At 62.2% G+C, this 24810-nt stretch carries 18 protein-coding genes, 1 pseudogene and 1 riboswitch; of the genes and pseudogenes, 12 read left to right on the top strand and 7 right to left on the bottom strand.

Translation table 11 applies throughout. The annotated features are described in order from the left end of the window. Positions 1-134 precede the first annotated feature (134 nt). The 5 genes from V7773_RS15180 (at position 135) to hisC (ending at position 4940) form a co-directional block, all read left to right on the top strand. Positions 135-374 carry a BolA family protein gene (locus V7773_RS15180; RefSeq protein ID WP_007953556.1) on the top strand — a complete coding sequence of 80 codons (240 nt, stop codon included), beginning with the start codon at positions 135-137 and terminating at the stop codon, positions 372-374. A 22-nt stretch (positions 375-396) separates the two neighbouring features. Further along, the gene (murA, locus tag V7773_RS15175) at positions 397-1662 is read left to right on the top strand and encodes a UDP-N-acetylglucosamine 1-carboxyvinyltransferase (protein WP_003197868.1); all 1266 of its coding nucleotides are present in this window, start codon (positions 397-399) and stop codon (positions 1660-1662) included. A gap of 127 nt (positions 1663-1789) precedes the next feature. Beyond that, complete coding sequence (gene hisG / locus V7773_RS15170; RefSeq protein ID WP_003197870.1) at positions 1790-2425, top strand: ATP phosphoribosyltransferase; 636 nt, start codon at positions 1790-1792, stop codon at positions 2423-2425. 123 nt (positions 2426-2548) lie between these two features. Continuing rightward, on the top strand, positions 2549-3886 hold the full coding sequence (gene hisD, locus V7773_RS15165; RefSeq protein ID WP_336074044.1) for a histidinol dehydrogenase: 1338 nt from the start codon (positions 2549-2551) through the stop codon (positions 3884-3886). Position 3887: 1 nt separating this feature from the next. Further along, positions 3888-4940, top strand: a complete 1053-nt coding sequence (gene hisC / locus V7773_RS15160) for a histidinol-phosphate transaminase (RefSeq protein ID WP_336074043.1) — start codon at positions 3888-3890, stop codon at positions 4938-4940. 187 nt (positions 4941-5127) lie between these two features. Here the strand turns inward: hisC and V7773_RS30490 are convergent, their stop codons facing one another. Next, positions 5128-5871: a methyl-accepting chemotaxis protein gene (locus V7773_RS30490; RefSeq protein ID WP_371856178.1), complete on the bottom strand. Its 744-nt coding sequence runs from the start codon at positions 5869-5871 to the stop codon at positions 5128-5130. Positions 5872-5985: 114 nt separating this feature from the next. Then, positions 5986-6186 (bottom strand): annotated as a pseudogene (locus tag V7773_RS30485) (HAMP domain-containing protein); the annotation flags it as partial. A 1296-nt stretch (positions 6187-7482) separates the two neighbouring features. Between V7773_RS30485 and V7773_RS15150 the strand changes: the two are divergent. Then, complete coding sequence (locus tag V7773_RS15150; protein ID WP_063322902.1) at positions 7483-8298, top strand: M48 family metallopeptidase; 816 nt, start codon at positions 7483-7485, stop codon at positions 8296-8298. Between the two features lie 141 nt (positions 8299-8439). Here V7773_RS15150 and V7773_RS15145 read toward each other — a convergent pair whose 3' ends face one another. The 3 genes from V7773_RS15145 to V7773_RS15135 all read right to left on the bottom strand — a co-directional run bounded on the left by V7773_RS15145 (position 8440) and on the right by V7773_RS15135 (position 11296). Beyond that, the gene (locus V7773_RS15145) at positions 8440-9024 is read right to left on the bottom strand and encodes a TMEM165/GDT1 family protein (protein WP_063322901.1); all 585 of its coding nucleotides are present in this window, start codon (positions 9022-9024) and stop codon (positions 8440-8442) included. Between the two features lie 88 nt (positions 9025-9112). Next, positions 9113-9235, bottom strand: a riboswitch (yybP-ykoY riboswitch). A gap of 51 nt (positions 9236-9286) precedes the next feature. Then, positions 9287-10285 carry a class I SAM-dependent methyltransferase gene (locus tag V7773_RS15140; RefSeq protein ID WP_336074041.1) on the bottom strand — a complete coding sequence of 333 codons (999 nt, stop codon included), beginning with the start codon at positions 10283-10285 and terminating at the stop codon, positions 9287-9289. A gap of 45 nt (positions 10286-10330) precedes the next feature. After that, entirely contained in the window at positions 10331-11296 is a 966-nt protein-coding gene (locus tag V7773_RS15135) for a 2-hydroxyacid dehydrogenase (RefSeq protein WP_336074040.1), read from the bottom strand. Positions 11297-11516: 220 nt separating this feature from the next. Between V7773_RS15135 and V7773_RS15130 the strand changes: the two genes are divergently transcribed. The 6 genes from V7773_RS15130 (at position 11517) to V7773_RS15105 (ending at position 21514) form a co-directional block, all read left to right on the top strand. Continuing rightward, entirely contained in the window at positions 11517-12146 is a 630-nt protein-coding gene (locus V7773_RS15130; protein WP_336074039.1) for a LysE family translocator, read from the top strand. Positions 12147-12472: 326 nt separating this feature from the next. Beyond that, positions 12473-14155 (top strand): fatty acid--CoA ligase, encoded by a 1683-nt coding sequence (locus V7773_RS15125; RefSeq protein ID WP_063322897.1) that lies wholly within the window; start codon positions 12473-12475, stop codon positions 14153-14155. Between the two features lie 332 nt (positions 14156-14487). Then, on the top strand, positions 14488-16350 hold the full coding sequence (locus V7773_RS15120; RefSeq protein ID WP_072346956.1) for a DUF1302 domain-containing protein: 1863 nt from the start codon (positions 14488-14490) through the stop codon (positions 16348-16350). A 25-nt stretch (positions 16351-16375) separates the two neighbouring features. After that, positions 16376-17740 carry a DUF1329 domain-containing protein gene (locus tag V7773_RS15115; protein WP_063322895.1) on the top strand — a complete coding sequence of 455 codons (1365 nt, stop codon included), beginning with the start codon at positions 16376-16378 and terminating at the stop codon, positions 17738-17740. A gap of 366 nt (positions 17741-18106) precedes the next feature. Further along, positions 18107-20842: a LuxR C-terminal-related transcriptional regulator gene (locus V7773_RS15110; RefSeq protein ID WP_336074038.1), complete on the top strand. Its 2736-nt coding sequence runs from the start codon at positions 18107-18109 to the stop codon at positions 20840-20842. Between the two features lie 171 nt (positions 20843-21013). Then, complete coding sequence (locus V7773_RS15105) at positions 21014-21514, top strand: methylated-DNA--[protein]-cysteine S-methyltransferase (protein ID WP_336074037.1); 501 nt, start codon at positions 21014-21016, stop codon at positions 21512-21514. 79 nt (positions 21515-21593) lie between these two features. On the opposite strand, the gene V7773_RS15100 is transcribed toward V7773_RS15105, so the two are convergent. Continuing rightward, positions 21594-23498, bottom strand: a complete 1905-nt coding sequence (locus V7773_RS15100; RefSeq protein ID WP_336074036.1) for an alkaline phosphatase D family protein — start codon at positions 23496-23498, stop codon at positions 21594-21596. A 259-nt stretch (positions 23499-23757) separates the two neighbouring features. Further along, positions 23758-24753: a TRAP transporter substrate-binding protein gene (locus V7773_RS15095; RefSeq protein ID WP_336074035.1), complete on the bottom strand. Its 996-nt coding sequence runs from the start codon at positions 24751-24753 to the stop codon at positions 23758-23760. Positions 24754-24810 lie beyond the last annotated feature (57 nt).

Genomic DNA, 24810 nt, shown 5'->3' with positions numbered 1-24810 from the left:
CCCTCGCCATGATGATTCACGCAAGCAAGTGGCCAGCGTTACTCGTCAGAGTCCTGCTTCGCGGGGTTCGCAGGCGCGGGGCTTTTTTGTATGATGTGCGACCCGCGCGCACAGGGCGCCGATTGAGGTTGAGCATGCAGGCTGTAGAAGTGAAGAGCTTCCTAGAAGGAAAGCTGCCTGGTACGCAGGTGGAAGTTGAAGGCGAAGGCTGCAACTTCCAGCTGAACGTGATCAGCGATGAACTGGCGGCGTTGAGCCCAGTGAAGCGTCAGCAGAGCATCTATGCCCATTTGAACCCATGGATCGCCGATGGCAGCATCCACGCGGTCACGATGAAATTTTTCAGCAGCGCGGCCTGGGCCGAGCGCACCTGAGCCCAAGGGCCTCGAGATTCTTATGGATAAACTGATTATTACCGGCGGCGTTCGTCTTGATGGCGAAATCCGTATTTCCGGGGCAAAGAACTCCGCCCTGCCGATCCTGGCCGCGACCCTGCTATGCGATGGCCCGGTGACCGTGGCCAACCTGCCGCACCTGCACGACATCACCACGATGATCGAGCTGTTCGGCCGCATGGGCATTGAGCCGGTAATCGACGAGAAGCTCAGCGTCGAGATCGACCCGCGCACCATCAAGACCCTGGTCGCCCCGTACGAGCTGGTGAAGACCATGCGTGCGTCGATCCTGGTATTGGGCCCGATGGTCGCCCGTTTCGGTGAAGCCGAAGTCGCCTTGCCTGGCGGTTGCGCCATTGGCTCGCGCCCGGTGGACCTGCACATTCGCGGCCTGGAAGCCATGGGCGCGGTAATCGACGTCGAAGGCGGCTACATCAAGGCCAAGGCGCCGGAAGGCGGCTTGCGCGGCGCGCACTTCTTCTTCGATACCGTCAGTGTGACCGGGACCGAGAACATCATGATGGCCGCCGCACTGGCCAAGGGCCGTAGCGTGCTGCAAAACGCCGCACGCGAGCCTGAAGTGGTCGACCTGGCGAACTTCCTGATCGCCATGGGCGCCAAGATCAGCGGCGCTGGCACCGATACCATCACCATCGATGGCGTCGAGCGCCTGCATTCGGCCACCTACAAAGTGATGCCGGACCGGATCGAAACCGGTACCTACCTGGTGGCCGCTGCGGTCACCGGTGGCCGCGTCAAGGTCAAGGACACCGATCCGACCATCCTTGAAGCCGTCCTGGAGAAACTCAAGGAAGCCGGTGCCGAAGTCACCTGCGGCGAAGACTGGATCGAAGTGAACATGCACGGCAAGCGGCCAAAAGCCGTCAACGTGCGGACCGCTCCGTACCCGGCGTTCCCGACCGACATGCAGGCGCAGTTCATCTCCCTCAACGCCATTGCCGAAGGCACGGGTGCGGTGATCGAGACGATCTTCGAAAACCGTTTCATGCACGTCTACGAGCTGCACCGCATGGGCGCCAAGATCCAGGTGGAAGGCAATACGGCCATCGTGACCGGCACCGAGAAGCTCAAGGGCGCGCCAGTGATGGCCACCGACCTGCGGGCCTCGGCCAGCCTGGTCATCTCGGCTCTGGTTGCCGAAGGCGATACCCTGATCGATCGCATCTACCACATCGACCGTGGTTATGAGTGCATCGAAGAAAAACTGCAGATGCTCGGCGCCAAGATCCGCCGCGTGCCGGGCTAGTTCCGGCTGCATGGGCGCAGGGACGCGTCCGTTGATTTCGTTTTATCGAGGGTGGTTGCACCCTCGATGTGTGTCCGGCGCCGCTTGCGACCGGGCATGAGTACCTTGATAAGGACTGACGTTTCCCATGTTGACCATCGCACTGTCCAAGGGCCGCATCCTTGACGACACCCTGCCGCTTCTGGCTGAAGCGGGCATCGTGCCGACCGAGAATCCGGACAAGAGCCGCAAGCTGATCATCCCCACGACCCAGGCCGATGTGCGCTTGCTGATCGTGCGTGCCACCGATGTGCCGACCTACGTGGAACATGGCGCCGCCGACCTGGGCGTTGCCGGCAAGGACGTGCTGATGGAATACGGCGGCCAGGGCCTGTACGAGCCCCTGGACCTGCAGATCGCCCGCTGCAAGCTGATGACCGCCGGTAAAGTCGGCGCGCCGGAGCCCAAGGGGCGTTTGCGCGTGGCGACCAAGTTCGTCAACATTGCCAAGCGTTATTACGCCGAGCAGGGCCGTCAGGTCGATATCATCAAGTTGTACGGTTCGATGGAACTGGCGCCGCTGATCGGCCTGGCGGACAAGATCATCGACGTGGTCGACACGGGCAACACCCTGCGGGCCAATGGCCTGGAACCCCAGGATTTCATCGCCGACATCACCTCCCGGCTGATCGTCAACAAGGCTTCGATGAAAATGCAGCACGCCCGTATCCAGGCTCTGATCGATACCCTGCGCAAGGCAGTGGAATCGCGACACCGCGGCTGATTCACCTGCGCGACCTTGAGTCGCGCCCGTCTATCCGTGTCATAGCCAATTTTCTCAGGTGCCCACGCGAATGGACTGGTAGCTTAGGGCGCCTGAGCATTTGCCATTAATGAGGCCCTCGCTATGACCGCTCCCACTTCGATTCGCCGACTCAACGCTGCCGATCCGGATTTCGCACATCATCTGGATCATCTGCTGAGCTGGGAAAGTGTGTCTGACGACTCGGTCAATCAGCGGGTGCTGGACATCATCAAGGCCGTGCGCGAGCGTGGCGATGCCGCCCTGGTGGAATTCACCCAGAAATTCGACGGCCTGCAAGTGGCGTCCATGGCCGACCTGATCCTGCCGCGCGAGCGCCTGGAACTGGCCCTGACCCGGATCACCGTGCCCCAGCGCGAAGCCCTGGAAAAAGCCGCTTCCCGGGTGCGCGACTATCACGAAAGACAGAAACAGGACTCCTGGAGCTACACCGAAGCCGACGGCACGGTGCTGGGCCAGAAAGTCACGCCGCTGGACCGCGCCGGCCTGTACGTGCCGGGTGGCAAGGCGTCCTATCCGTCCTCGGTGCTGATGAACGCGATCCCGGCCAAGGTCGCCGGCGTGACCGAGGTGGTCATGGTCGTCCCGACCCCGCGGGGTGAAATCAACGAGCTGGTGCTGGCCGCCGCTTGCATTGCCGGCGTGGACCGGGTGTTCACCATTGGCGGTGCCCAGGCCGTGGCTGCGCTGGCCTATGGCACCGAAAGCGTGCCGCGGGTCGACAAGGTGGTCGGGCCGGGCAACATCTATGTCGCCACCGCCAAGCGCCACGTGTTTGGCCAGGTCGGCATCGACATGATCGCCGGCCCTTCGGAAATCCTCGTGGTGTGCGACGGCCAGACCGATCCGGACTGGATCGCCATGGACCTGTTTTCCCAGGCCGAGCACGACGAAGACGCCCAGGCGATCCTGGTCAGCCCCGACGCCGAGTTCCTCGACAAGGTCGCCGCCAGCATCGACAAGCTGCTGCCGACCATGGACCGCGCCGAAATCATCAACACCTCGATCAACGGCCGTGGGGCGCTGATCCATGTCCGCGACATGGAGCAGGCCATCGAGGTCGCCAACCGTATCGCGCCGGAACACCTGGAGTTGTCGGTCGCCGACCCGCAGGCCTGGTTGCCGCAGATCCGTCACGCCGGTGCGATCTTCATGGGCCGCCACACCAGTGAGGCCCTGGGCGATTACTGCGCAGGTCCCAACCACGTGTTGCCGACCTCCGGCACCGCGCGCTTCTCGTCGCCGCTGGGGGTGTATGACTTCCAGAAGCGTTCGTCGATCATCTTCTGCTCTGAGCAGGGCGCATCCGAACTGGGCAAGACCGCTTCGGTGCTGGCCCGTGGCGAATCGCTGAGCGCCCACGCGCGCAGTGCCGAGTACCGCATTCTTGACGAGCCTTCCATTGAAGGGCAGGGGAACTGAAATGAGTAAATTCTGGAGCCCGTTCGTCAAGAACCTGGTGCCCTACGTGCCGGGTGAACAGCCGAAGCTGACCCGCTTGGTCAAGCTCAACACCAACGAGAATCCCTACGGCCCATCGCCCAAGGCCCTGGCGGCGATGCAGACCGAGCTGAACGACAACCTGCGCCTGTATCCGGATCCCAACAGCGACCTGCTCAAAGGCGCCGTGGCCCGCTATTACGGCGTGCAGAGCAACCAGGTGTTCCTGGGGAATGGCTCGGATGAAGTGTTGGCGCACATTTTTCACGGCCTGTTGCAACATGACCAGCCGCTGTTGTTTCCGGACATCAGCTACAGCTTCTATCCGGTGTATTGCGGGCTGTACGGCATTCAGTTCGATGCGGTGCCGCTGGATGCGCAATTCCAGATCGACCCGGCAGACTACGCCAAACCCAATGGCGGGATCATTTTCCCCAACCCGAACGCGCCGACCGGCTGCCTGCTGGCGCTGGAAGCGGTCGAGCAGATCCTCAAGGCCAACCCGGATTCGGTGGTGGTGGTCGACGAGGCCTATATCGACTTCGGCGGCGAGACGGCCATCAGCCTGGTGGATCGCTATCCGAACCTGCTGGTGACCCAGACCTTGTCCAAGTCCCGCTCCCTGGCGGGGCTGCGCGTGGGCCTGGCGGTGGGCCATCCGGAGCTGATCGAAGCGCTGGAGCGGATCAAGAACAGCTTCAACTCCTACCCGCTGGATCGCCTGGCGAATGTCGGCGGCGCGGCGGCGTTCGAGGATCGCGAGTACTTCGACAAGACTTGCCGGTTAGTCATCGAGCACCGTGAATGGGTCGTGGCCCAACTGCAAGCCAAGGGCTTTGAAGTGCTGCCCTCGGCGGCCAACTTCATCTTCGCCCGCCACCCTCGGCACGATGCGGCAGGGTTGGCGGCGAAACTGCGGGAACAGGGGGTGATCGTGCGGCACTTCAAGCAGGAGCGGATTGCCCAATTCCTGCGGATCAGCATCGGTACACCGGAGCAGAACCAGGCCCTGATCGAAGCCCTCGGCGAACTCTGAAACCCTGCAAATCCCCTGTGGGAGCAGGCTTGCCCGCGAAGGCGTAGTGTCAGTCGCTTCGATGTTGGCTGAACCGACGCCATCGCGAGCAAGCTCGCTCCCACAGTTGTTTTGGGGTGTTCGCACTGTCGGCGTTCCACCGCCAATCCTCTGTGGGAGCGAGCCTGCTCGCGATGGGGCCTTCGGATCAGACCCTGAACTGATTGATCAACCGCCGCTGCTGCTCCGCCAGTTTGGTCAACCCGGCGCTGGCCGCGCTGGATTCGTCGGCGCCGCTGGCGACTTCGTTCGCCACTTGCCCGATGTTGATCACGTTACGGTTGATGTCGTCGGCTACGGCGCTTTGTTCCTCGGCGGCGCTGGCGATCTGGGTGTTCATGTCGTTGATCACCGACACGGCCTGGGTGATCGTTTCCAGGGCCTGGGCCGCTTTCGCCGCATGCTGCACGCTTTCGTCGGTGCGGGTCTGGCTGTCTTCCATCACCCGCACCACATCCCGGGTGCCTTGTTGCAACTGTTGGATCATCGTCTGGATTTCTTCGGTCGCCTGTTGCGTCTTCTGCGCCAGGTTGCGCACTTCATCGGCGACTACCGCGAAACCACGGCCCTGTTCACCGGCACGGGCGGCTTCGATGGCGGCGTTGAGGGCGAGCAGGTTGGTCTGCTCGGCGATTCCGCGAATGGCGGTGAGGATCGCGTTGATGTTCTCGCTGTCCTTGGCCAGGGTCTGTACCACGCCCACCGCCTTGCCGATTTCCACGGCCAGGGCACCGATGGAGGTGGAAGTGTCCCGCACGATCTGCATGCCCTGGCTGGCAGCCTGGTCTGCATGGCTGGCGGCCTGGGCGGCTTGGGTCGCGTTGCGGGCCACGTCCTGGGCGGTGGCGGTCATTTCGTGCACGGCGGTGGCGACTTGATCGATCTCTGACATCTGCTTGTGCACGCCCTGGTTGGTGCGGATCGCGATATCGGCGGTGTGCTCCGACGAATCGCTGACGCTCTGCACCGAGGTCACCACCTGGGTGATCATGCCCTGCAACTTGCTCAGGAAGGTATTGAAGCCCCTGGCGATCGCCCCCAGCTCATCGGCGCGGTCGCTCACCAGGCGGCGGGTCAGGTCGCCTTCGCCCTGGGCGATGTCATCGAGCATCGCCACCATTTGCTTGAGTGGTCGGGCAATGCCGTGGCCCACCAGCCAGATCACCAGCAGACCGATGCCGGCAATCACCAGGCCCACTATCGCCATGCCGAAGATGTCGGCCTGGCGCTGGTGGTCGAGGTCTTTCTGCAGCGCTTGCAGGTCGGCCATGACCGCGTTCAGTGGCAGCTGCAACATCAGCGTCCAGCGGGCGTTGGTCTCGCCGATGCCGAACGGCATGTACACCTCGATATGCCCGTGTGCTTCGTCGATGTCATAGCGCACTTCGCCGACGCCCAGCTTGGCGAGGTTATCCAGTGCGCTGGCGTCCAGCAGGTCGCTGGCCTTTTCTCCGAGTTTGCTCGGGTCCTGGGTGAAGGCCACCAGTCGATTGTTGCTGGAGAGCAAGGCCATTTCCCCGGCGCCGTCGTACAACTTGCCATCGGCGGCCACGAGCATGTCCTGGATGAAGTTCACCGACAGGTCGGCGCCGACGATGCCCTGGAACTGGCCATCGATCATGATCGGTTCGATGAACGAGGCGAGCATGGTCATCGTGCTGCCAACGCGATAGGGCGCCGGGTCGATCACGCAGGCTTTCTTGCTGTCCTGGGAGCACAGGTAGTACTCACTGGCGCGGATGCCGGTGGAAAGTAGTTTCTGGTCGGTCACGTCGGCGAGTTTTTCCAGGCCCAGGGAGCCGTCCTGGTTACGGAACCACCACGGCAGGAAACGCCCGTTGGTTTCCATGCCCACCACCTGGCTGTTCACATAGTTGGCGTCGTCGTGGTCGATGGCGTTCGGTTCCCAGGCGATGTAGGCACCGAGGATCTTCGGGTTGCGCACCACGGTTTCGCGCAACAGGCTGATCATTTGCTCGCGGGGCACCTTCAATTGCGGGTTGCCGTCCGTGCCGTTCATGCCCATCAAGGCGTTGCTGGTGGCCAGGCCGCGGGCGAGCAGCAGCGGGGCTTCCAGTTCCCGCTGGATCAGGCTCGCCTGGGTGCGGGCCAGGGCGGTGAGACGTTGTTCGATGAGCTGTTCGAACTGGGCCTTGGTCCGCTGTTGCACCATGTCTTGGGTGCGCGCGCCGACAAACAACGCGTACAGCACGAGGGCGCCCACCACGCTGAGCACGATGGCACCGGCCAGGGCGGCCACGGAAAACTGGATCGATCTGAATTTCATAAAGGCTCCGGACGCGGAAATGACGTCTGGGGCCGTTATCGGCGTTTCTGTGGCGCGGCATGAGGCGCTGTTCGTCGGGTGACTGTTTTAGCTGCGTAGGTGTCGCAAATGGACTGCGTGGGTCTGTCCGAAAAACCTGTAATCCTTCGTTATGTATCTGGCGCCGATACAGATCAAGGCCTAGGATACGCCCACGTTTCCAGGGAGCTTTTTTACATGAACAAGACATTGATGGTGAGTGCTCTGAGCGCGGCGCTGCTGCTCACCGGTTGCCAGTCGGTCAATACCACCAGCGGCGGAGCCGTGGGTGTGGAACGCAAGCAGTACATGTTCAGCATGCTGTCGACCGATCAGGTCAACCAGATGTATGCCCAGTCCTATCAAAAGACGATGGGTGAGGCGAGCGCCCAGGGCGCGCTGGACAAGACCAGTAACGATGCCAAGCGCATCCAGGTCATTGCCGATCGCTTGATTGCCCAGGCGCCGATGTTCCGCCCGGATTCGGCCCAGTGGAACTGGGAAGTGAACCTGATCAAGAGCGATGAACTCAACGCCAATTGCGGCCCTGGCGGTAAGATCATGTTCTACACCGGCCTGATCGACCAGTTGAAGCTGACCGACGCTGAAATCGCCGCGATCATGGGCCACGAAATCGCCCACGCCCTGCGCGAGCACGGGCGCGAAGCGATGTCCAAGGCCTATGGCATCGAGATGGCCAAGCAGGGCGCTGGTGCCTTGTTCGGCCTGGGCCAGGACAGCCTGGCGTTGGCCGACACCGTCGCCAACTATGGCATGACCTTGCCCAACAGCCGTGGCAACGAGAACGAAGCCGACCTGATCGGCCTCGAACTGGCCGCCCGCGCCGGCTACGACCCGAACGCGGCGATCACCTTGTGGAACAAGATGGCCAAGGCCTCGGAAGGCGCGCCACCGGAGTTCATGAGCACCCACCCGTCGTCGAGCAGCCGTATCGCTTCATTGCAGGCGGCGATTCCGAAGGTGATGCCGCTTTATCAGCAGGCCAAGAAATAAGCATCGTCATGCGGTAAAAGCTGTTTTTTGTGGCGAGGGAGCTTGCTCCCGCTCGGTCGCGTAGCGGCCGCAAAAGCTTAGGGCTGCTTCGCAACCCAGCGGGAGCAAGCTCCCTCGCCACAAGAACCTGCATCAACCTGATCAAACCCACCCGCTGCTCTGCATCGCCTTGTACACCGCCACGATCGCCAGGACGAAAAATGCCGAGGCGGCCAGGCGGCGGATCAGGGCCAGGGGCAGCTTCTCGGCGGCGAAATTGCCCGCCAGGACCACCGGCACGTTGGCAATCAACATGCCCACGGTGGTGCCGATGATGACCAACCACAACTCCGGGTATTGCGCGGCGAGCATCACCGTGGCGATTTGCGTCTTGTCGCCGATTTCCGCCAGGAAGAACGCAATCAGCGTGGTCAGGAATGGCCCGAACTTGCGGGCCGTGTTCGCTTCCTCATCGTCCAGTTTGTCCGGGACCAGGGTCCACAGCGCCGTGGCCGTGAAGCTTGCCGCCAGTATCCAGTGCAGCACCGCATCGGAGAAAAATCCGCTGACCCAGGCCCCTACTGCCCCGGCGGCTGCATGGTTGGCGAGTGTTGCGGCAATGATGCCGGCGATGATCGGCCAGGGTTTGCGAAAGCGAGCGGCCAGGATAAGTGCGAGCAATTGCGTCTTGTCGCCAATTTCGGCCAGCGCAACGATAGCGGTAGGTACGAGGAGTGAGTCCAGCATCAGGAATTCCTAAAGGGGCGGGTCGACACGGCTATGACACGTACAGCCTTCCCGCCCCGGGTAAGGTGTGCGTGTCATAGGTCTTGTCAAACCCAGCGACCATCTGCGTGGACGCTTGGGCCGCATACGCCATGGTCTGCTGACCAAGTATGTTGACGTATGCCGGGCGAGCATGGCGCTCGCGGGAGACTACTCCCCTAGGACGGAGCGGATTCTGCCTAGGCAAATCCGATTGGGCAAGTGCTGTTTTTTAAAAAAGGTTTCAGCCGCGCTTGGCCCGGTAGATGCGAAAACCCTGGCCCTCGGCCTTGATCGCACACACGCCCAGATGCTCTTCGATCAGCGGTTGGTACTTGAGGAAACTGTTCGCCACCAAACGCAGTTCGCCACCATTTTTCAGATGTTTTGCCGCTTTTCGCAGCAGGTTTTCCGTGGCGTGGTAGTCGGTATGCACGCCGACATGGAATGGCGGGTTGCTCAAAATCGCGCTCAAACCCATCGGCGCGGCGTCGATCCCATCACCAGTCAGCACCTCGGCTTCCAGACCGTTGGCAGCCAGGGTCAGGCGACTGCTGGCGGCGGCGAATGCGTCCACGTCCAACAGGGTGACGGTGTTGTGCGGGTAGCGCCGCTTGACCGCCGCCCCCAGCACCCCGGCACCGCAGCCGAAGTCCAGCAAGTGCCCGCTGGGCAGTTTATCCAGGTGTTCCAACAACAGCGCACTGCCGCGATCCAGGCGACCGTGGCTGAACACCCCCGGCAAGCTGATGACCTTCAGCGGGCCTTCGGCTAGGGGCAATTCGTAGGTCTGGGCCAGGCTTTCCAGGGGCTTGGCCTCGGGCGCGTTGGCGACGGTGACTTGCCACAGTTGGCAATGCCGCGCACTGTCGAGTTTGCGCGGCTTGCCGAACGGGTTGAGCTGCTTGGACGCGCCTTCGATGCCGCTGCGTTTTTCCCCCACCAGGTACACCTCGCGACCGGCCAGGCGCGCCGCCACGGCATTGAGGAGGTAGTCGGTCAGGTCCTTGGCCTTGGGCAGGAACACCACGGCCGTGTCGAACCCACGCTCGGGCACGGTCACGCCAAAGTGGCTGCGCTCGGGAAAGCGAGCGTCCAGCGCCGCCTGATCGCCGGCATGCCAGCACCAGCCATGGGCCTCTGGCAAACGGCCGAGCAGATCGTCGGCGGGCAGGCCGGCCAACAACACCGAACCCTGGAATAACTCGGCCTGACGAAGCAGTACTTCACTGCGCGGATCCATGGTCTGCTCCTTGATAAAGCGGGTAAAAAAAAGTGCGGCAGTTTATCAACTGACGACACGCCGCGCTGTACCGCTGAAAAAGCCCTGGGCGTTTTCACTCATTTGCCCGACGATCCGTTGCCGCGCCTCGCGGCTGCCCCAGGCGTTGTGCGGTGTGACGATCAGGCGTGGAATATCGCCGGCCAGCAGCGGGTTGCCTTGGGCCGGCGGCTCCACGCTGAGCACGTCGGTGGCGGCGCCCCCCAAGTGACCGTTGCGCAGGGCTTCGGCCAGGGCCTGTTCGTCGATCAGGCCGCCACGGGCGGTGTTGACCACGAATGCGCCGGGCTTGAGCTGCGCCAGTTCGCGAGCGCCGATGAAGTTCCGCGTGTGCTCGTTGAGCGGGCAGTGCAGGGTCAAGGCATCGACTTGCGGCAACAACTGCTCCAGCGGCAAGCGGTCGGGTCGGGTCGGGCGCCCGGGGAGCTGCCCCAGCAGCACACGCATGCCAAAGGCTTCGGCCAGCCGCCCGACGGCGCTGCCCAATTCACCATGGCCCAGCAAACCCAGGGTCTTGCCTGCCAGCTCGACAATCGGATAGTCCAGCAGGCAGAACTGCGAAGCCTGTTGCCAGCGACCTTCACCCACCGCTTTTTGATAATCGGCCAGGCGCGTCGCCAGGTTCAGCAACAGCATGATGGTGTGCTGGGCCACCGACGGTGTGCCGTAACCCTGGCAATTGCACACCGTGATCCCATGGCTGCGGGCGGCGGCCAGGTCGACATTGTTGGTGCCGGTGGCGCTGATCAGGATCAGCTTCAGTTCGGGGCTGGCCGCCATGGCCTGTGCATCGATCACGATTTTGTTGGTGATCGCCACGGTGGCGCCCTTGAGCCGCTCGATGACTTGCTCCGGCGTGGTCCGGGCGAACAGTTGCAGGTCGCTGAAGCAGTTGCGCAGCGGGGCCAGGTCCAGGTCGCCAAGGTCCAGGGAAGGGTGGTCGAGGAAGACTGCGCGGGCGGTGTTCGTCATCAGCTGTACCTTTTATCTCAAGAATCGAAGGCGTAATGTGGCGAGCCTACCAGATGAAATGCGGCTGTGGCGGTGTGTATCCGTGGCGAGGGAGCTTGCTCCCGCTGGCCTGCGAAGCAGGCCCCAGTACACGGCATGCGACTGCTATGCAGTCGAGCGGGAGCAAGCTCCCTCGCCACGGGATTTTATCCAACAAAAGATTGTCGCAAGGAGCTCCACCATGTACCTCACCGAATTCCTCACCGTCGCCCTGATCCACCTGCTGGCCGTTGCCAGCCCCGGGCCGGATTTTGCCGTGGTGGTGCGCGAAAGCGTAACCCATGGCCGGCGTGCCGGGACCTGGACGGCGCTGGGCGTCGGCACGGCGATTTTCCTGCATGTCGGGTATTCGCTGTTGGGTATCGGCCTGATCGTGTCGCAATCGATCGTGCTGTTCAACGCGCTGAAATGGGCCGCCGCTGCGTACCTGCTGTACATCGGCTTCAAGGCACTGCGGGCGCAACCGGCCAAGTCCACCGAGGACAACCTGCACAAGGAGGCCGGTGAACGTACTCCTCGCGGCGCGTTCACCTCGGGCTTCGTCACCAATGGCCTGAACCCCAAGGCGACGCTGTTTTTCCTGTCGCTGTTCACCGTGGTGATCAACCCACACACGCCGTTGGCCGTCCAGGCCGGTTACGGTGTGTACCTGGCGGTGGCGACGGCCGCCTGGTTCTGCCTGGTGGCGCTGCTGTTCAGCCAGCAACGGGTGCGCGCCGGTTTTGCGCGCATGGGCCACTGGTTCGACCGGACCATGGGCGCGGTGCTCGTCGCCATTGGGGTGAAGCTGGCGTTTACCGAAGCGCATTGACCGTTGCGCGCTGTCCTTTGATCGCTTCCACGCGGATGGAAGGGGCCACGATCGACATTTTCTGTCAAAAAGTGGTGGCATGCTGGAGACCTGCCAGGGCATTTCCCCGCAGGTTTTTGTAACAAGCGTGATACCTGTGCTCGCTGTTGGATCCCGATGAGACAAGGTTTGGTTGCGCCATGCTTGCGAAAACCTGGGGGGCAAGATGGCTCAAGGCTAGTATTTGCGCGCGGATCAAATCATTCCTTTGGCTGATTTGATCTGTGTACAAGCGCTCTAGAGTGCTTGCTTCCAGCCAAGACCGTGCAGTCAGAAAAGGGACTCTTATGTTGCAGACTCGCGTTATTCCCCCAGCCGAAGGCGCCTATCAATACCCGCTGCTGATCAAGCGGCTGCTGATGTCCGGTACGCGTTACGAGAAAACCCGCGAGATCATCTACCGCGACCAGTTGCGCTACAGCTATCCGACGCTGATCGAACGGGTCGCGCGCCTGGCCAACGTATTGACCGAGGCGGGGGTCAAGGCTGGCGATACCGTGGCGGTGATGGACTGGGACAGCCATCGTTATCTGGAATGCATGTTCGCGATCCCGATGATCGGCGCGGTGATCCACACCATCAACGTGCGCCTGTCACCGGAGCAGATCGTCTACACCATGAACCACGCCGAGGACCGCTTCGTGCTGGTCAACAGCGAGTTCGTCGGCTTGTACCAGGCGATAGCCGGGCACCTGACCACGGTGGACAAGACCCTGCTGCTGACCGACCTGCCGGAAAAAACCGCCGAGCTGCCGAACCTGGTGGGTGAGTACGAGCAATTGCTGGCCGCCGCGGCGCCCACCTACGACTTTCAGGATTTCGACGAAAACTCCGTCGCCACCACGTTCTACACCACCGGCACCACGGGCAACCCCAAGGGCGTGTACTTCACCCATCGGCAACTGGTGCTGCATACCATGGGCGTGGCGACCATCATGGGGGCCATCGACAGCGTGCGGCTGCTGGGCACCAACGACGTGTACATGCCGATCACGCCGATGTTCCATGTCCATGCCTGGGGCCTGCCCTACGTGGCGACCATGCTCGGGCTCAAGCAGGTCTACCCGGGGCGCTACGACCCCGAATTCCTGGTTCAGCTGTGGCGCAAGGAAAAGGTCACCTTTTCCCATTGCGTGCCAACCATCCTGCAAATGGTCCTCAATGCCAAGGGCGCCCAGGACACCGATTTCGGCGGCTGGAAGATCGTCATCGGCGGCAGCGCCCTGAATCGCAGCCTGTACGAAGCGGCCAAGGCGCGGGGCATTCAGCTCACTGCCGCCTATGGCATGTCGGAAACCGGCCCGCTGGTGTCTTGCGCCCACCTCAACGAGGAACTGATGGCCGGCAGCGAAGACGAGCGCACCACCTACCGGATCAAGGCCGGCGTGCCAGGCCCGCTGGTGGAAGCGGCGATCGTCGACACCGAGGGGCGCTTCCTGCCGGCCGACGGCGAGACCCAGGGCGAATTGGTACTGCGCGCGCCGTGGCTCACCGAGGGCTATTTCAACGAGCCGCAGAAGGGCGCCGAGCTCTGGGCCGGCGGCTGGCTGCACACCGGCGACGTCGCCACGCTGGACAACATGGGCTTCATCGACATCCGTGATCGCATCAAGGACGTGATCAAGACTGGTGGCGAATGGATCTCCTCCCTGGACCTGGAAGACCTCATCAGCCGTCACGTGGCGGTACGCGAAGTAGCAGTGGTCGGCATCCCCGATCCGCAGTGGGGTGAGCGGCCGTTTGCCTTGCTGGTGGTTCGAGAAGGGCATGAGATCGGGGCTCGCGAACTCAAGGAGCACCTCAAGCCGTTCGTCGAGTTGGGGCACTTGAGCAAGTGGGCGATCCCGAGCCAGATCGCCCTTGTTACGGAAATTCCCAAGACCAGCGTCGGCAAGCTCGACAAAAAGCGCATCCGCGTCGACATCACCGAATGGCAGAGCAACAACAGCACCTTCCTCTCCACGCTTTAGGCCTTTTTTGCCGTGCCCGAAAGGGCACGGCAGCCCCACCAAGCAAGCGCTTGACTTGTCAAACCGTAAATTTCAGCCATCCTTGCCGTGCCGACACCTGTCGGCCTGGCGAAAGGACTGTCCCAGAGTGGTTGAGGGCTGCAAATCACACTTTAGAGGGATCAAGCCGTACTACCTGCTGGCTATAGTCCGCTCACGGATTCTCAGGAACGGGGCGCACGCACGAAAGGGCGATGCGACCTTGATGGATGTCGGGACGCTGCCGCTCCCAGCCATCGAGGTGTTCTTGAAATGTCCACTGCCATAACAATAATGCACATGGAGTAGCGTCGATGACCTCAGCAACCACGTTCTGGCGCCGGGCAAAACTGCCTCTGGCGGTCAGTCTCGCCTCTTCGCTCGCCGGGCCAGCATTCGGCGTCAGTTTCAACATCGGTGAAATCGAAGGCCAGTTCGACTCGTCCCTGTCGGTCGGCGCGAGCTGGTCCACGGCCAACGCCAACAAGGACCTGATCGGTGTCAACAATGGCGGCAAGGGTTTGTCGCAGACCTCCGATGACGGCCACTTGAATTTCAAGCGAGGGGAAACCTTCTCGAAGATCTTCAAGGGCATCCATGACCTGGAACTGAAGTACGGCGATACCGGTGTGTTCGTGCGCGGCAAGTACTGGTACGACTTCGAACTCAAGGACGAACACCGCCTGTACAAGGACATCAGCGACAGCAACCGCAAGGAAGGCGCCAAGTCCTCCGGCGGGCAGATCCTCGATGCGTTCGTCTACCACAACTATGCCATTGCCGATCAGCCAGGCTCCGTGCGCCTGGGCAAGCAGGTGGTCAGTTGGGGTGAAAGCACGTTCATCCAGGGCGGCATCAACTCCATCAACCCGGTCGACGTGTCCGCGTTCCGTCGTCCTGGCGCCGAGATCAAGGAAGGCCTGATCCCGGTCAACATGTTCTACGTGTCCCAGAGCCTGACCGACAACCTGTCGGCCGAGGCGTTCTACCAGATTGAATGGGACCAGACCGTGGTGGATAACTGCGGTACGTTCTTCTCCCAGCCGGATGTGATTGCCGATGGGTGTACCGATAACCTGCGGGTGTTGAACAAGCGTTCAAGCATTCCGTTCCCGGGGGTCCTTCTTCCGATATTGGAAGGCCAGGGTGTCGATATCAACGAAGAAGGCGTGCTGGTACGGCGTGGCCCGGACCGTGATGCTCGCGACAGCGGCCAGTGGGGCGCGTCGTTGAAGTACATGTTCGAGCCGCTGGACACCGAGTTCGGTGCGTACTTCATGAACTACCACAGCCGTGCGCCGATCTTCAGCGCCACCGGCGCGCCTCAGTCAGTCTACGACGCGGTCACTGGCTCGCCGCTGGCGCCACTGATCGTCGCGGGTAATTCCCAATATTTCGTCGAATATCCGGAAGATATCCGTCTCTACGGCTTGAGTTTCTCCACCACCCTGCCAACCGGTACGGCGTGGAGCGGTGAGATCAGCTATCGGCCGAACGCGCCGGTGCAGTTGAGCACCACCGATATCTTGTTCGCCGGCGTTCGCCCGATCGGTGGTCCTGTGTTGGGCAATGCTTCGCTGCTCCAGGGAGTGCCAGGCCAGGATCTGCATGGTTATCGCCGCAAGGAAGTCACTCAGTTCCAGACCACCTTCACTCACTTCTTGGATCAGGTCATGGGCGCCAGTCGCCTCACACTGGTAGGTGAAGTCGGCGTGACTCATGTTGGAGGCTTGGAAAGCAAGTCGGATGTTCGCTACGGTCGTGACCCTGTCTTTGGTCCGGGTCAACTGCCCAGCGGAGCCTGTAACGCGCTCAACAGCTCTACCGCCACAGGCGGCGGCCAGACCATCAACGACGTGAACAGCAACTGCAACAACGACGGCTTCACCACCTCCACCTCCTGGGGCTACCGCGCTCGCGCCATCTGGGAATACCCGGACGTGTTCGCTGGCGTGAACCTCAAGCCCAACGTGGCCTGGTCCCATGACGTCAAAGGCTACTCGCCAGGCCCTGGCGGCAACTTCGAGGAAGGCCGCAAAGCCGTCAGCCTCGGACTCGATGCCGAGTACCAGAACACCTACAACGCCAGCCTGGCCTACACCAACTTCTTTGGTGGCGACTTCAGCACCGTAGACGATCGCGACTTCCTGGCGCTCAGCGTCGGCGTGACCTTCTAAGCACCGTATTTCAGGACGACACACTATGAAAATAACAAAGAATCTGTTGCAGGCCGGTGTTCTGGGGCTCTCCCTGCTGGCCGCCAGCGTCATGGCGGCAGTGCCTGCGGCTGAGGCCGATAAACTGGGCAAGAGCCTGACGCCGATGGGCGCCGAGATGGCCGGCAATGCCGACGGCTCGATCTCGGCCTGGAAACCCATGGCCAAGAATGCCGGTTCCGTGGACAGCAAGGGCTTCCTCGCCGACCCATACGCCAGTGAAAAACCGCTGTTCACCATCACCGCGCAGAACGTCGACCAGTACAAGGACAAGCTCGCGCCGGGTCAGTACGCGATGTTCAAGCGTTACCCGGAAACCTTCAAGATGCCGGTCTACCCGACCCACCGCGGTGCCACCGTGCCGGACGCGGTGTTCGCCTCCATCAAGAAGAACGCGGTCAACACCAAGCTGGTTTCCGGCGGTAACGGCCTGGAAAACTTCGAGACGGCCGTGCCGTTCCCGATTCCCCAGAGCGGTGTGGAAGTCATCTGGAACCACATCACCCGCTATCGTGGTGGCAGCGTAACGCGCCTGGTCACCCAGGCCACCCCGCAGCCCAACGGTTCGTACAGCCTGGTGTACTTCCGCGACCAGTTCGTGTTTCGCGACAAGATGAAGGATTTCGATCCGGCCAACCCTGGCAACATCCTGTTCTACTTCAAGCAGCAAGTGACCGCGCCGGCGCGCCTGGCCGGTGGTGTGCTGCTGGTGCACGAAACCCTCGACCAGGTGAAAGAACCGCGTTCGGCGTGGGTCTACAACGCTGGTCAGCGCCGTGTGCGCCGTGCCCCGCAGGTGTCCTACGACGGCCCGGGCACCGCCGCCGACGGCCTGCGTACCTCCGACAACCTGGACATGTACAACGGCGCGCCGGATCGCTACGACTGGAAGCTGGAAGGCAAGAAAGAGCTGTACATCGCCTCCAACAGCTACAAGATCGATTCGCCGCAACTCAAGTACGCCGACATCCTCAAGGCCGGCCACATCAATCAGGACCTGGCACGCTACGAGCTGCGTCGTGTCTGGCACGTGACCGCGACGCTGAAGGAAGGCCAGCGCCACATCTATGCCAAGCGTGACTTCTTCATCGATGAAGACACCTGGCAAGCGGCGGTAATCGACCATTACGACGGCCGTGGCCAACTGTGGCGCGTGGCCGAGGCCCATGCCGAGAACTACTACGACAAGCAAGTGCCGTGGTACGCCTTGGAAACCCTCTACGACCTGCAGTCCGGCCGCTACCTGGCGCTGGGCATGAAGAACGAAGAGAAATCGGCCTACGACTTCGGCTTCACCGCCACCACCGCCGATTTCACCCCGAACGCCCTGCGTCAGGACGGCATCCGCTAAACCGCTGCACCCGAGGCCGCATCCTCGAAACTACGCCCCGACTGGTTCGGGGCGTTGTTTTTTGTTCGATCAGTCAACACAAAACCCTGTGGCGAGGGAGCTTGCTCCCGCTGGGCTGCGCAGCAGCCCCAAACCAGCCTTCTCATTCTGTCAGGTACAACGCAGTCGCTGCCTTGCGGGTTGCTTCGCAACCCAGCGGGAGCAAGCTCCCTCGCCACAAGAGCGGTGGCTGCCTGAATTTTTTCAAGTCGGTCGGCTTGTAGTCTTTTTGTAGCCATTTGTAGCACTCCCTTCAATACCTCCTCGTTTACCGCTAGTCTGCGGACATCTGCAACGCCGCCACCCGCATTCCTACAAGAGCCGGCCATGACTGATTTGTCTTCACTTCCGGATTCTGCCCGCGCAGCCATCGCGGTACAGGACGGGCGTTTCTACCGCCCGCCCTTGCCCGACGGCCATGTTATGCGGCCGCGGTTGTGCGAGCGTTTGAGCGCAGGGCTCGGAGGCAGGTTGCTGTTGGTCAGTGCCCCGGCGGGGTTCGGTAAAAGCTCCCTGGCGGTGGAGTTCTGCCAGAGCCTGCCGGCCCATTGGCAAAGCCTCTGGCTGGGGCTCAGCGCCCGGGACAACGATCCAGGCCGCTTCCTTGAACGGTTGCTCGAAGGGCTCCAGGCCTTTTTCCCGCAACTGGGCGGTCGGGCGCTGGGGTTGCTGAAAATGCGCCAACGTCATCAACCCTTTGCCTTCGAAGAATGGCTCGACGGCTTGCTGGACGAACTGTCCACGCACTTATCGCCCCACGAGCCCTTGCTGCTGGTGCTCGACGATTACCACCTGGCCCAAAGCCCGGTGCTGGATCGCTGCCTGCAGTTTTTCCTCAATCACCTGCCCGACGGGTTGCTGGTCCTTGTCACCAGCCGCCAGCGCCCGGACTGGCATTTGGCGCGCCTGCGCCTGTCGCGGCAACTGCTCGAACTCAATGAGCAGGACCTGCGCCTGACCCATGAAGAAGCCTTGACCCTGCTCCAGCATCACAGCAGTTCGTTGCGCGGTGAGGCGCTGGAAAATCTTATCCAGCGCAGTGAAGGTTGGGTGGCCGGGCTGCGTTTCTGGTTGCTGGCCGCCTCCGAAGCCGGTACCGAAGGCCTGCTGCCCCAGGCCTTGCACGGCGGCGAAGGGCTGATTCGCGATTATCTGCTTGAAGAGGTCATCGACTGCCTGCCCGCCGAGGTGCAGGCATTTCTCTACGACACGGCCCCTCAGGAACGCTTTTGCAGCGAACTGTGCGACGCCGTGCGCGAGGCCCATGACAGCGCCGAAATCCTGCGTTACCTGGCGGCCCACCAGGTGTTCCTGGTACCGCTGGACGAGCACGGCCATTGGTACCGATATCACCACCTGTTTTCCGACCTGCTGCGCAGTCGCCCCAGCGCACCGGCCATGGTCCCGGCCGCGACCCTGCACCTGCGGGCCTGTCGCTGGTTCAACGCCCAGGGCCTGATCGACGAAGCCGTGGAGCAGGCGCTGCGGGCCGGGCACCTGGACGTGGCGGCGAACCTGGTGCAGAACCTCTCGGAGGAGCAACTGCTGGCCGAGCAGAACGTCGGCATGTTGCTGCGCTGGAAAATGGACTTGCCCGACAGCCTGCTCATCAGCACCCCGCGGCTGATCGTGCTCTACAGCTGGGCGTTGGGGCTGGCCTGCCAGTTGGACGCTGCCGAAGAGCTGGCGGCGCACTTGAGTCGTTTCCTGCCGGCCCCCTCGGCCACTGCGCAAAAATCCATGCTCGCCCAATGGCTGGCCCTGAGCGGGATCATCGCCCGTGGCCGGGGGGATCGCGAGACCACCGTGCGGTATTGCAGCGAAGCTTTGGAGAGCCTGCCGCAAAAACGCTACGGCCAGCGCCTGATGTGCCTGTCCACACTGTCGAACCTGGCGATTGCCGACGGCGACCTGTGGCGCGCCCGGAACCTGAACCGTGATTCCCTGGAGCTGGCGCAGCGGGTCGGCAATCCACTGTTCGAGGCCCTGGCCCATTACGATCGTGCCCGGGTCCTGCAGGCGCGGGGAGAGATCCTGCGGGCGCTGGATGAAGTGCACCAGGGCCTGCAACGTTTGCACAAACTGTCGCCCCAGCGGCTTTATGCGGTGCGGGCACGCTTGATCATGTACGAAGGTTTTTTGCTGACCTTGCGCATGCAACCCCAAGTCGGCCTGGCGCGGCTGCAGGCGGGCCTCACCGAAGCCCGCGCCTGCCGCGACATCAGTGTGCTGATCGGCCATTGCGTGATCGCCCGTATCGAAGGCTACAGCGGCGAGTTCGCCCGGGCCTTCGCCGAACTGGCGGAAGCCGAGCGCCTGATGCACATCTGGGACGTTCCGCCGATCTACTATCTGGCGATGATCACCCTGGTCAAGTGCGAACTCTGGTTGGCCCAGGGTCGCACCGACCTGGCCGAAGCCTGGCTGGCCCGGCTGGGCCAGACCTACACGGGCGAACGGGCCGCCGCGCCACCGGAATTCCACCCGCAACTGCCGCTGCATGTCGAGTTGCAACAGGCGGTGCTGGAGTCCATCCGGGGCCAACCGATGCTCGCGCAAGGACGGCTCGATGCCTTGCTTGAACACGGTCAGCAAAGTGGCCGGCAGATGCTCAGCGTGATGGCGCTCAACCAGAAAGTCGCCTTGCTGCTGAGCATCGGGCGTGAAGCCGAAGCCCGTCGCACCCTGGCCCAGGCTTTCGAAGCTGCCAGCGGCGGGGTGTTGCAGCCCTTCGAATGGTTGTTCGGCGAGCACCGTGAATGGTTGCGCGAACAGCTGCTGCAGGCACCGCCCAGTACCTTGCGTGAGCATCTGCTCGAACGCCTGCCCTCGACGGTGGCCCAGCCTGCCGACCCGGCGGCGCCGGTCGAAACCCTCAGCAGTCGCGAGCGGGCGGTGTTGCAACTGATTGCCCAAGGCTGTTCGAACCAAGAGATCAGCGAGCAATTGTTCATCTCGCTGCACACGGTCAAGACCCACGCCAGCCATATCAACAGCAAGCTCGGTGTGGAGCGTCGCACCCAAGCAGTGGCGCGGGCGAAGGCGTTGGGGTTGTTGGGCTGAGTAAGATATTGCGGTCGGTGAGATCCCTGTGGCGAGGGAGCTTGCTCCCGCTGGGCTGCGAAGCAGCCCCAACTGATAATCTGACACACCGCGGTGCCACGTGTAGGGTCGCTTCGCAACCCAGCGGGAGCAAGCTCCCTCGCCACAAAGGCTTTGACAAGGAATGCCTCGATGTTGCCTCTGTACAAAACCATCCAATCCCCTGTCGGCCAACTGATCCTCGTCGCCCGACAGACACGGCTGGCGGCCATCCTCTGGGAAAACGAGCGGCTCAATCGGGTGCGCCTGGGGCCTTTGGAGGAGGACACCCAGCATCCGGTCCTCAAGGAAACCGAGCGTCAGTTGCTGGAATACTTCGCTGGCCAGCGCCGTCGTTTCGAGCTGGAGCTGGACTTCGCGGGCACTGATTTCCAGATCCGGGTCTGGCAAGCCCTGTTGACCATCCCCTTTGGCGAAACCCGCAGCTACCGCGACATCGCCATCCAGGTGGGGCAACCCACGGCGGTCCGGGCGGTCGGCGCCGCCAATGGCCGCAACCCCATCTCGATCATCGCCCCGTGCCACCGGGTCATCGGCAGCTCCGGCAGCCTTACCGGCTTCGCTGGTGGCCTGGCGGCCAAACAGTTCCTCCTGAGCCTTGAAGGTCAGCAGTCGCTGCAATTGGCGTTCTGACTGCCACTTCCCTGTGGGAGCGAGCTTGCTCGCGATAGCGGATTGTCAGCTTGCGTAGGCGCTGGCTGTGCCAGCGCTTTCAGGTCGGTGGTGATTTTGGGGGCAGCATCCGCGTCGGCGGTTGGCCGTTGGCATTGTGCTGGTAGATCTGCGCGGGCTGGCCCTGTTCATTGAAAAACACTTGTCCGATACCTGCGCTGTTCCACAACCGTTCGCCCGCTTCGGCGTGTTCCGGGGTGTGGGGGACGATGCGCATGCTGCGGCGCTTGGTGAACCAGTTCAGGGGCGAGCGTGGCGAGTAGAGCCAGCGGTTCAGGCGATCGAACCATTCCAGCAGCGCAGGGGGAAATTCATTCTTGATGCCGCTGCTGGTGATCTGCCAGATGCGCGGGCCGCCCTTGCGGTGCGGGATCAACACTTCGTATACGAAGCAATAGTGCACGTCCCCGGACAGCACCACGTAATTACCGGGCGTACGTGAGTGGCGGAAAATGTTCAGGATCACCTGGGCAGCGCCGCGATGGGCCATCCAGTTTTCCGCATCCACCAGCAGTGGATAACCGCACCAACTGAACACCCGCTGCACGGTCTCGATCAGCTTCACACCGAAGATCGGCGCCGGTGAGACGATAATCGCCGACGGGTGATCCAGCAACTCCTGCTGCAACTCGCTCAGGGCTTCCCAATCCAGCAGGCCGGAAGGTTGCTTGAGGTTGTTCTCGCTGCGCCAGCGGCGGGTGCGGGTGTCAAGCACCACCAGGGCCGGGGTACTCGGCAGCACGTAATGCCATTGCTGGAAACCCAGCAGAGTGTCGATCAGTTGGTCCTGGGGTTCGCTGTCGAGGTAACGGTCTCGGGCGGTGTCGCTCAGGGCCAGGGTTTGCGGGAGCACGTCAGCGAAGGCATCGGGGTTGTTACCCCAGCCCTGGCAGAGCATGTAGGCGATCAACGCATTGCCGATGATGCGTTTGGAGAACGGATGGCCGTAGGCCGTTTCCTCCCACTGCGCAGACAGGTTCCAGTCATCGGTAATGTCGTGGTCGTCGAAAATCATCAGGCACGACAGGTGCGCAAACACTCGCGCCACGCCGCCCAGCCCGGTCTTGAACGCATCGATGCGCTGCTGTTCCAGGTCGTAGCGCTGGCGCCGTTCGACGGTCAGTTCGGGCGGCTGCACGGTGATCAGCGTCCAAGGCACGGGCGACCACACTAGCAGGTACATCGCCATGACCTCGGCGAAGGTCACCAGGTGATTGTCGGCACTGCTGCTGGTGAAAATCGGCTTGCGGGCCCCGCCGAAAAATCGCTCGCGCAGGGTTTCGTTACTCTCAAGTGCGGGCAACAAATCGGCACGATGGTAATAACTGGCCGGGTGCCGATAGAGCTTGGCGCTGTCTTCCACCACGGCACCTTCCAGGCATTCCTCGAACAACCCCAGGCATTCGATCAGCGCATGAATCGCCCGCAACATGGGCCCGGCGACGTCGTCGGCATAGACCTGGTCGCCGCTCATCATCAGCAATGCCGGGCGATGCTCAGGGGCTTGCGCCAACAGCCGGTCGACGCAGAGCAGGCCGTCGTTGGCTGGGTAATGGGGTTTGCGGCAAGAGCCGTGGACCAGTTGCTCGATGCGCGAATGCAGTATGAAATTCGGGCACTGTGCGCCGTCATACAGCAGGTGCGGCGCCCATTCGGCGATGGGCGCGCCGTCCACCAGCAAGTCGTAGTCAATCGTCACGTCCCGGGGCAGGGGGCTGGCGAGCCGTACATCGATCAAGTGTACAAACGCCCGCTGTCCCACCGGCACCACGGTGCAGCGTGTCGCATCCAGTGCAAGATCACCCACGCCGGCCACGCGCAACGTCATCGCCAATGCTCGCGTGCCCACCAGCCACATCACCAGCCGCGTGGGCTCCAGCCGTCGCAACAGTGGGCCGACCAGGACGGCGGGCAGGGCGGTGATATCAGAGGTGGATGGCAGCATTCGCGGGTAAAAGCTCTGTTCAGGGAGAGGCGGGGGATCATAACGCAATGTGCCGGGTTGCTGGGGACAGGGAGGCCTTGTGGTAACCCTGTGGCGAGGGAGCTTGCTCCCGCTGGGCTGCGCAGCAGCCCCCAAATGTTTGCCTGACACACCGCGGTGTCAGGTTTTGGGGGTGCTTCACGCCCCAGCGGGAGCAAGCTCCCTCGCCACAACAGAAGTGTTCAGCCAGGGGCTTCAAGTTATCCCCCGCCTTGTTACATCACTGGGCCTTGTTGGACGCCTGCGCCGCCTTGATCAGATCGGGCCCGATCTCCTGTTCGAACTTGGTCCACACCGGCTTCATTTTTTCGCGCCAGGCATTACGTTGCTCTGGTGTGAGGGTAATGATCTCGGTGGTCTTGGCGTCCAGCACATGCTGCTTGTCCTGTTGGTTGAACCGCTCCGCTTCTTGGTTGGCATAGGCGGTGGACTCAACCACGATCTTGTCCAGTTCGCTGCGGATATCCGGTGGCAGGCCTTTCCAGAAGTCCGAGGGGGTGATCAACATGTAGTCGAGTATGCCGTGGTTGGACTCGGTGACATATTTCTGCACTTCATTGAGTTTCTGGTTGTAGAAGTTCGAATAGGTGTTTTCCGTGCCGTTGACCAAACCGGTGCGCAAACCCTGGTATACCACTGAGAAAATCATCGGTTTAGCCTTGGCATCCACCGCCTTGAACTGTTCCTCCAGCACTGCGGAGGTCTGGATCCGGAACGTCAGGTCGCGGGCGTCCTCGGGTGTGCGCAACGGCTTGTTGGCCGATAGCTGCTTCATGCCGTTATGCCAATAGGCCAGGCCGGTGATGTTCTTGCTTTCCATGGACTTGAGCAGCTTCTGGCCCTCGGGGCTGCGCTGAAAACGGTCCACGGCGGCGATGTCGTTGAACAGGAAGGGCAGGTCGAACAACTGTACCGACTTGGTGTACTGATCGAACTTGGCCAACGACCGCGCAATGATCTGCACTTCCCCGAGGAGCAAGGCTTCCAACTCCTTGTCATCGCCATACAGCGTGGAGTTGGGGTACACCTCCACCTTCACCTTGCCCGCCAGCCGTTCATCCACGAGCTTCTTGAACATCAAAGCGCCCTGGCCCTTGGGCGTTTGTTCGCCGACGACGTGGGAGAATTTGATGACGATCGGCTCAGCCGCCATGACCATGCCCCACGCCCCGAAAGCCAGGGTGCAGGCGAGCGCTTTCCACATAGGTTTTAGCATTGCGAGGTCCCTTTCAGTGTCCGAAGGCACAGGGCCGACAGGTCGGCCCCATCCCTC

This window comes from Pseudomonas sp. 3JA, from assembly GCF_036961705.1.
GTDB classification, from domain to species: domain Bacteria; phylum Pseudomonadota; class Gammaproteobacteria; order Pseudomonadales; family Pseudomonadaceae; genus Aquipseudomonas; species Aquipseudomonas fluorescens_Q.
Note: the sequence above shows the minus strand (reverse complement) of the source record. Positions and strands in the feature narration are given on the sequence as shown.

Bases quoted from the DNA above. Each gene is read 5' to 3' on its own strand.
- V7773_RS15150 (WP_063322902.1), top strand. From the start codon at position 7,483: ATGAACAAGACATTGATGGTGAGTGCTCTGAGCGCGGCGCTGCTGCTC.
- V7773_RS30490 (WP_371856178.1), bottom strand. From the start codon at position 5,871: ATGTCAGAGATCGATCAAGTCGCCACCGCCGTGCACGAAATGACCGCC.
- hisC (WP_336074043.1), top strand. From the start codon at position 3,888: ATGAGTAAATTCTGGAGCCCGTTCGTCAAGAACCTGGTGCCCTACGTG.
- V7773_RS15135 (WP_336074040.1), bottom strand. From the start codon at position 11,296: ATGACGAACACCGCCCGCGCAGTCTTCCTCGACCACCCTTCCCTGGAC.
- hisD (WP_336074044.1), top strand. From the start codon at position 2,549: ATGACCGCTCCCACTTCGATTCGCCGACTCAACGCTGCCGATCCGGAT.
- V7773_RS15100 (WP_336074036.1), bottom strand. From the start codon at position 23,498: ATGCTGCCATCCACCTCTGATATCACCGCCCTGCCCGCCGTCCTGGTC.
- V7773_RS15130 (WP_336074039.1), top strand. From the start codon at position 11,517: ATGTACCTCACCGAATTCCTCACCGTCGCCCTGATCCACCTGCTGGCC.
- V7773_RS15180 (WP_007953556.1), top strand. From the start codon at position 135: ATGCAGGCTGTAGAAGTGAAGAGCTTCCTAGAAGGAAAGCTGCCTGGT.
- V7773_RS15120 (WP_072346956.1), top strand. From the start codon at position 14,488: ATGACCTCAGCAACCACGTTCTGGCGCCGGGCAAAACTGCCTCTGGCG.
- V7773_RS15145 (WP_063322901.1), bottom strand. From the start codon at position 9,024: ATGCTGGACTCACTCCTCGTACCTACCGCTATCGTTGCGCTGGCCGAA.
- V7773_RS15125 (WP_063322897.1), top strand. From the start codon at position 12,473: ATGTTGCAGACTCGCGTTATTCCCCCAGCCGAAGGCGCCTATCAATAC.
- V7773_RS15140 (WP_336074041.1), bottom strand. From the start codon at position 10,285: ATGGATCCGCGCAGTGAAGTACTGCTTCGTCAGGCCGAGTTATTCCAG.
- murA (WP_003197868.1), top strand. From the start codon at position 397: ATGGATAAACTGATTATTACCGGCGGCGTTCGTCTTGATGGCGAAATC.
- V7773_RS15110 (WP_336074038.1), top strand. From the start codon at position 18,107: ATGACTGATTTGTCTTCACTTCCGGATTCTGCCCGCGCAGCCATCGCG.
- hisG (WP_003197870.1), top strand. From the start codon at position 1,790: ATGTTGACCATCGCACTGTCCAAGGGCCGCATCCTTGACGACACCCTG.
- V7773_RS15105 (WP_336074037.1), top strand. From the start codon at position 21,014: ATGTTGCCTCTGTACAAAACCATCCAATCCCCTGTCGGCCAACTGATC.
- V7773_RS15095 (WP_336074035.1), bottom strand. From the start codon at position 24,753: ATGCTAAAACCTATGTGGAAAGCGCTCGCCTGCACCCTGGCTTTCGGG.
- V7773_RS15115 (WP_063322895.1), top strand. From the start codon at position 16,376: ATGAAAATAACAAAGAATCTGTTGCAGGCCGGTGTTCTGGGGCTCTCC.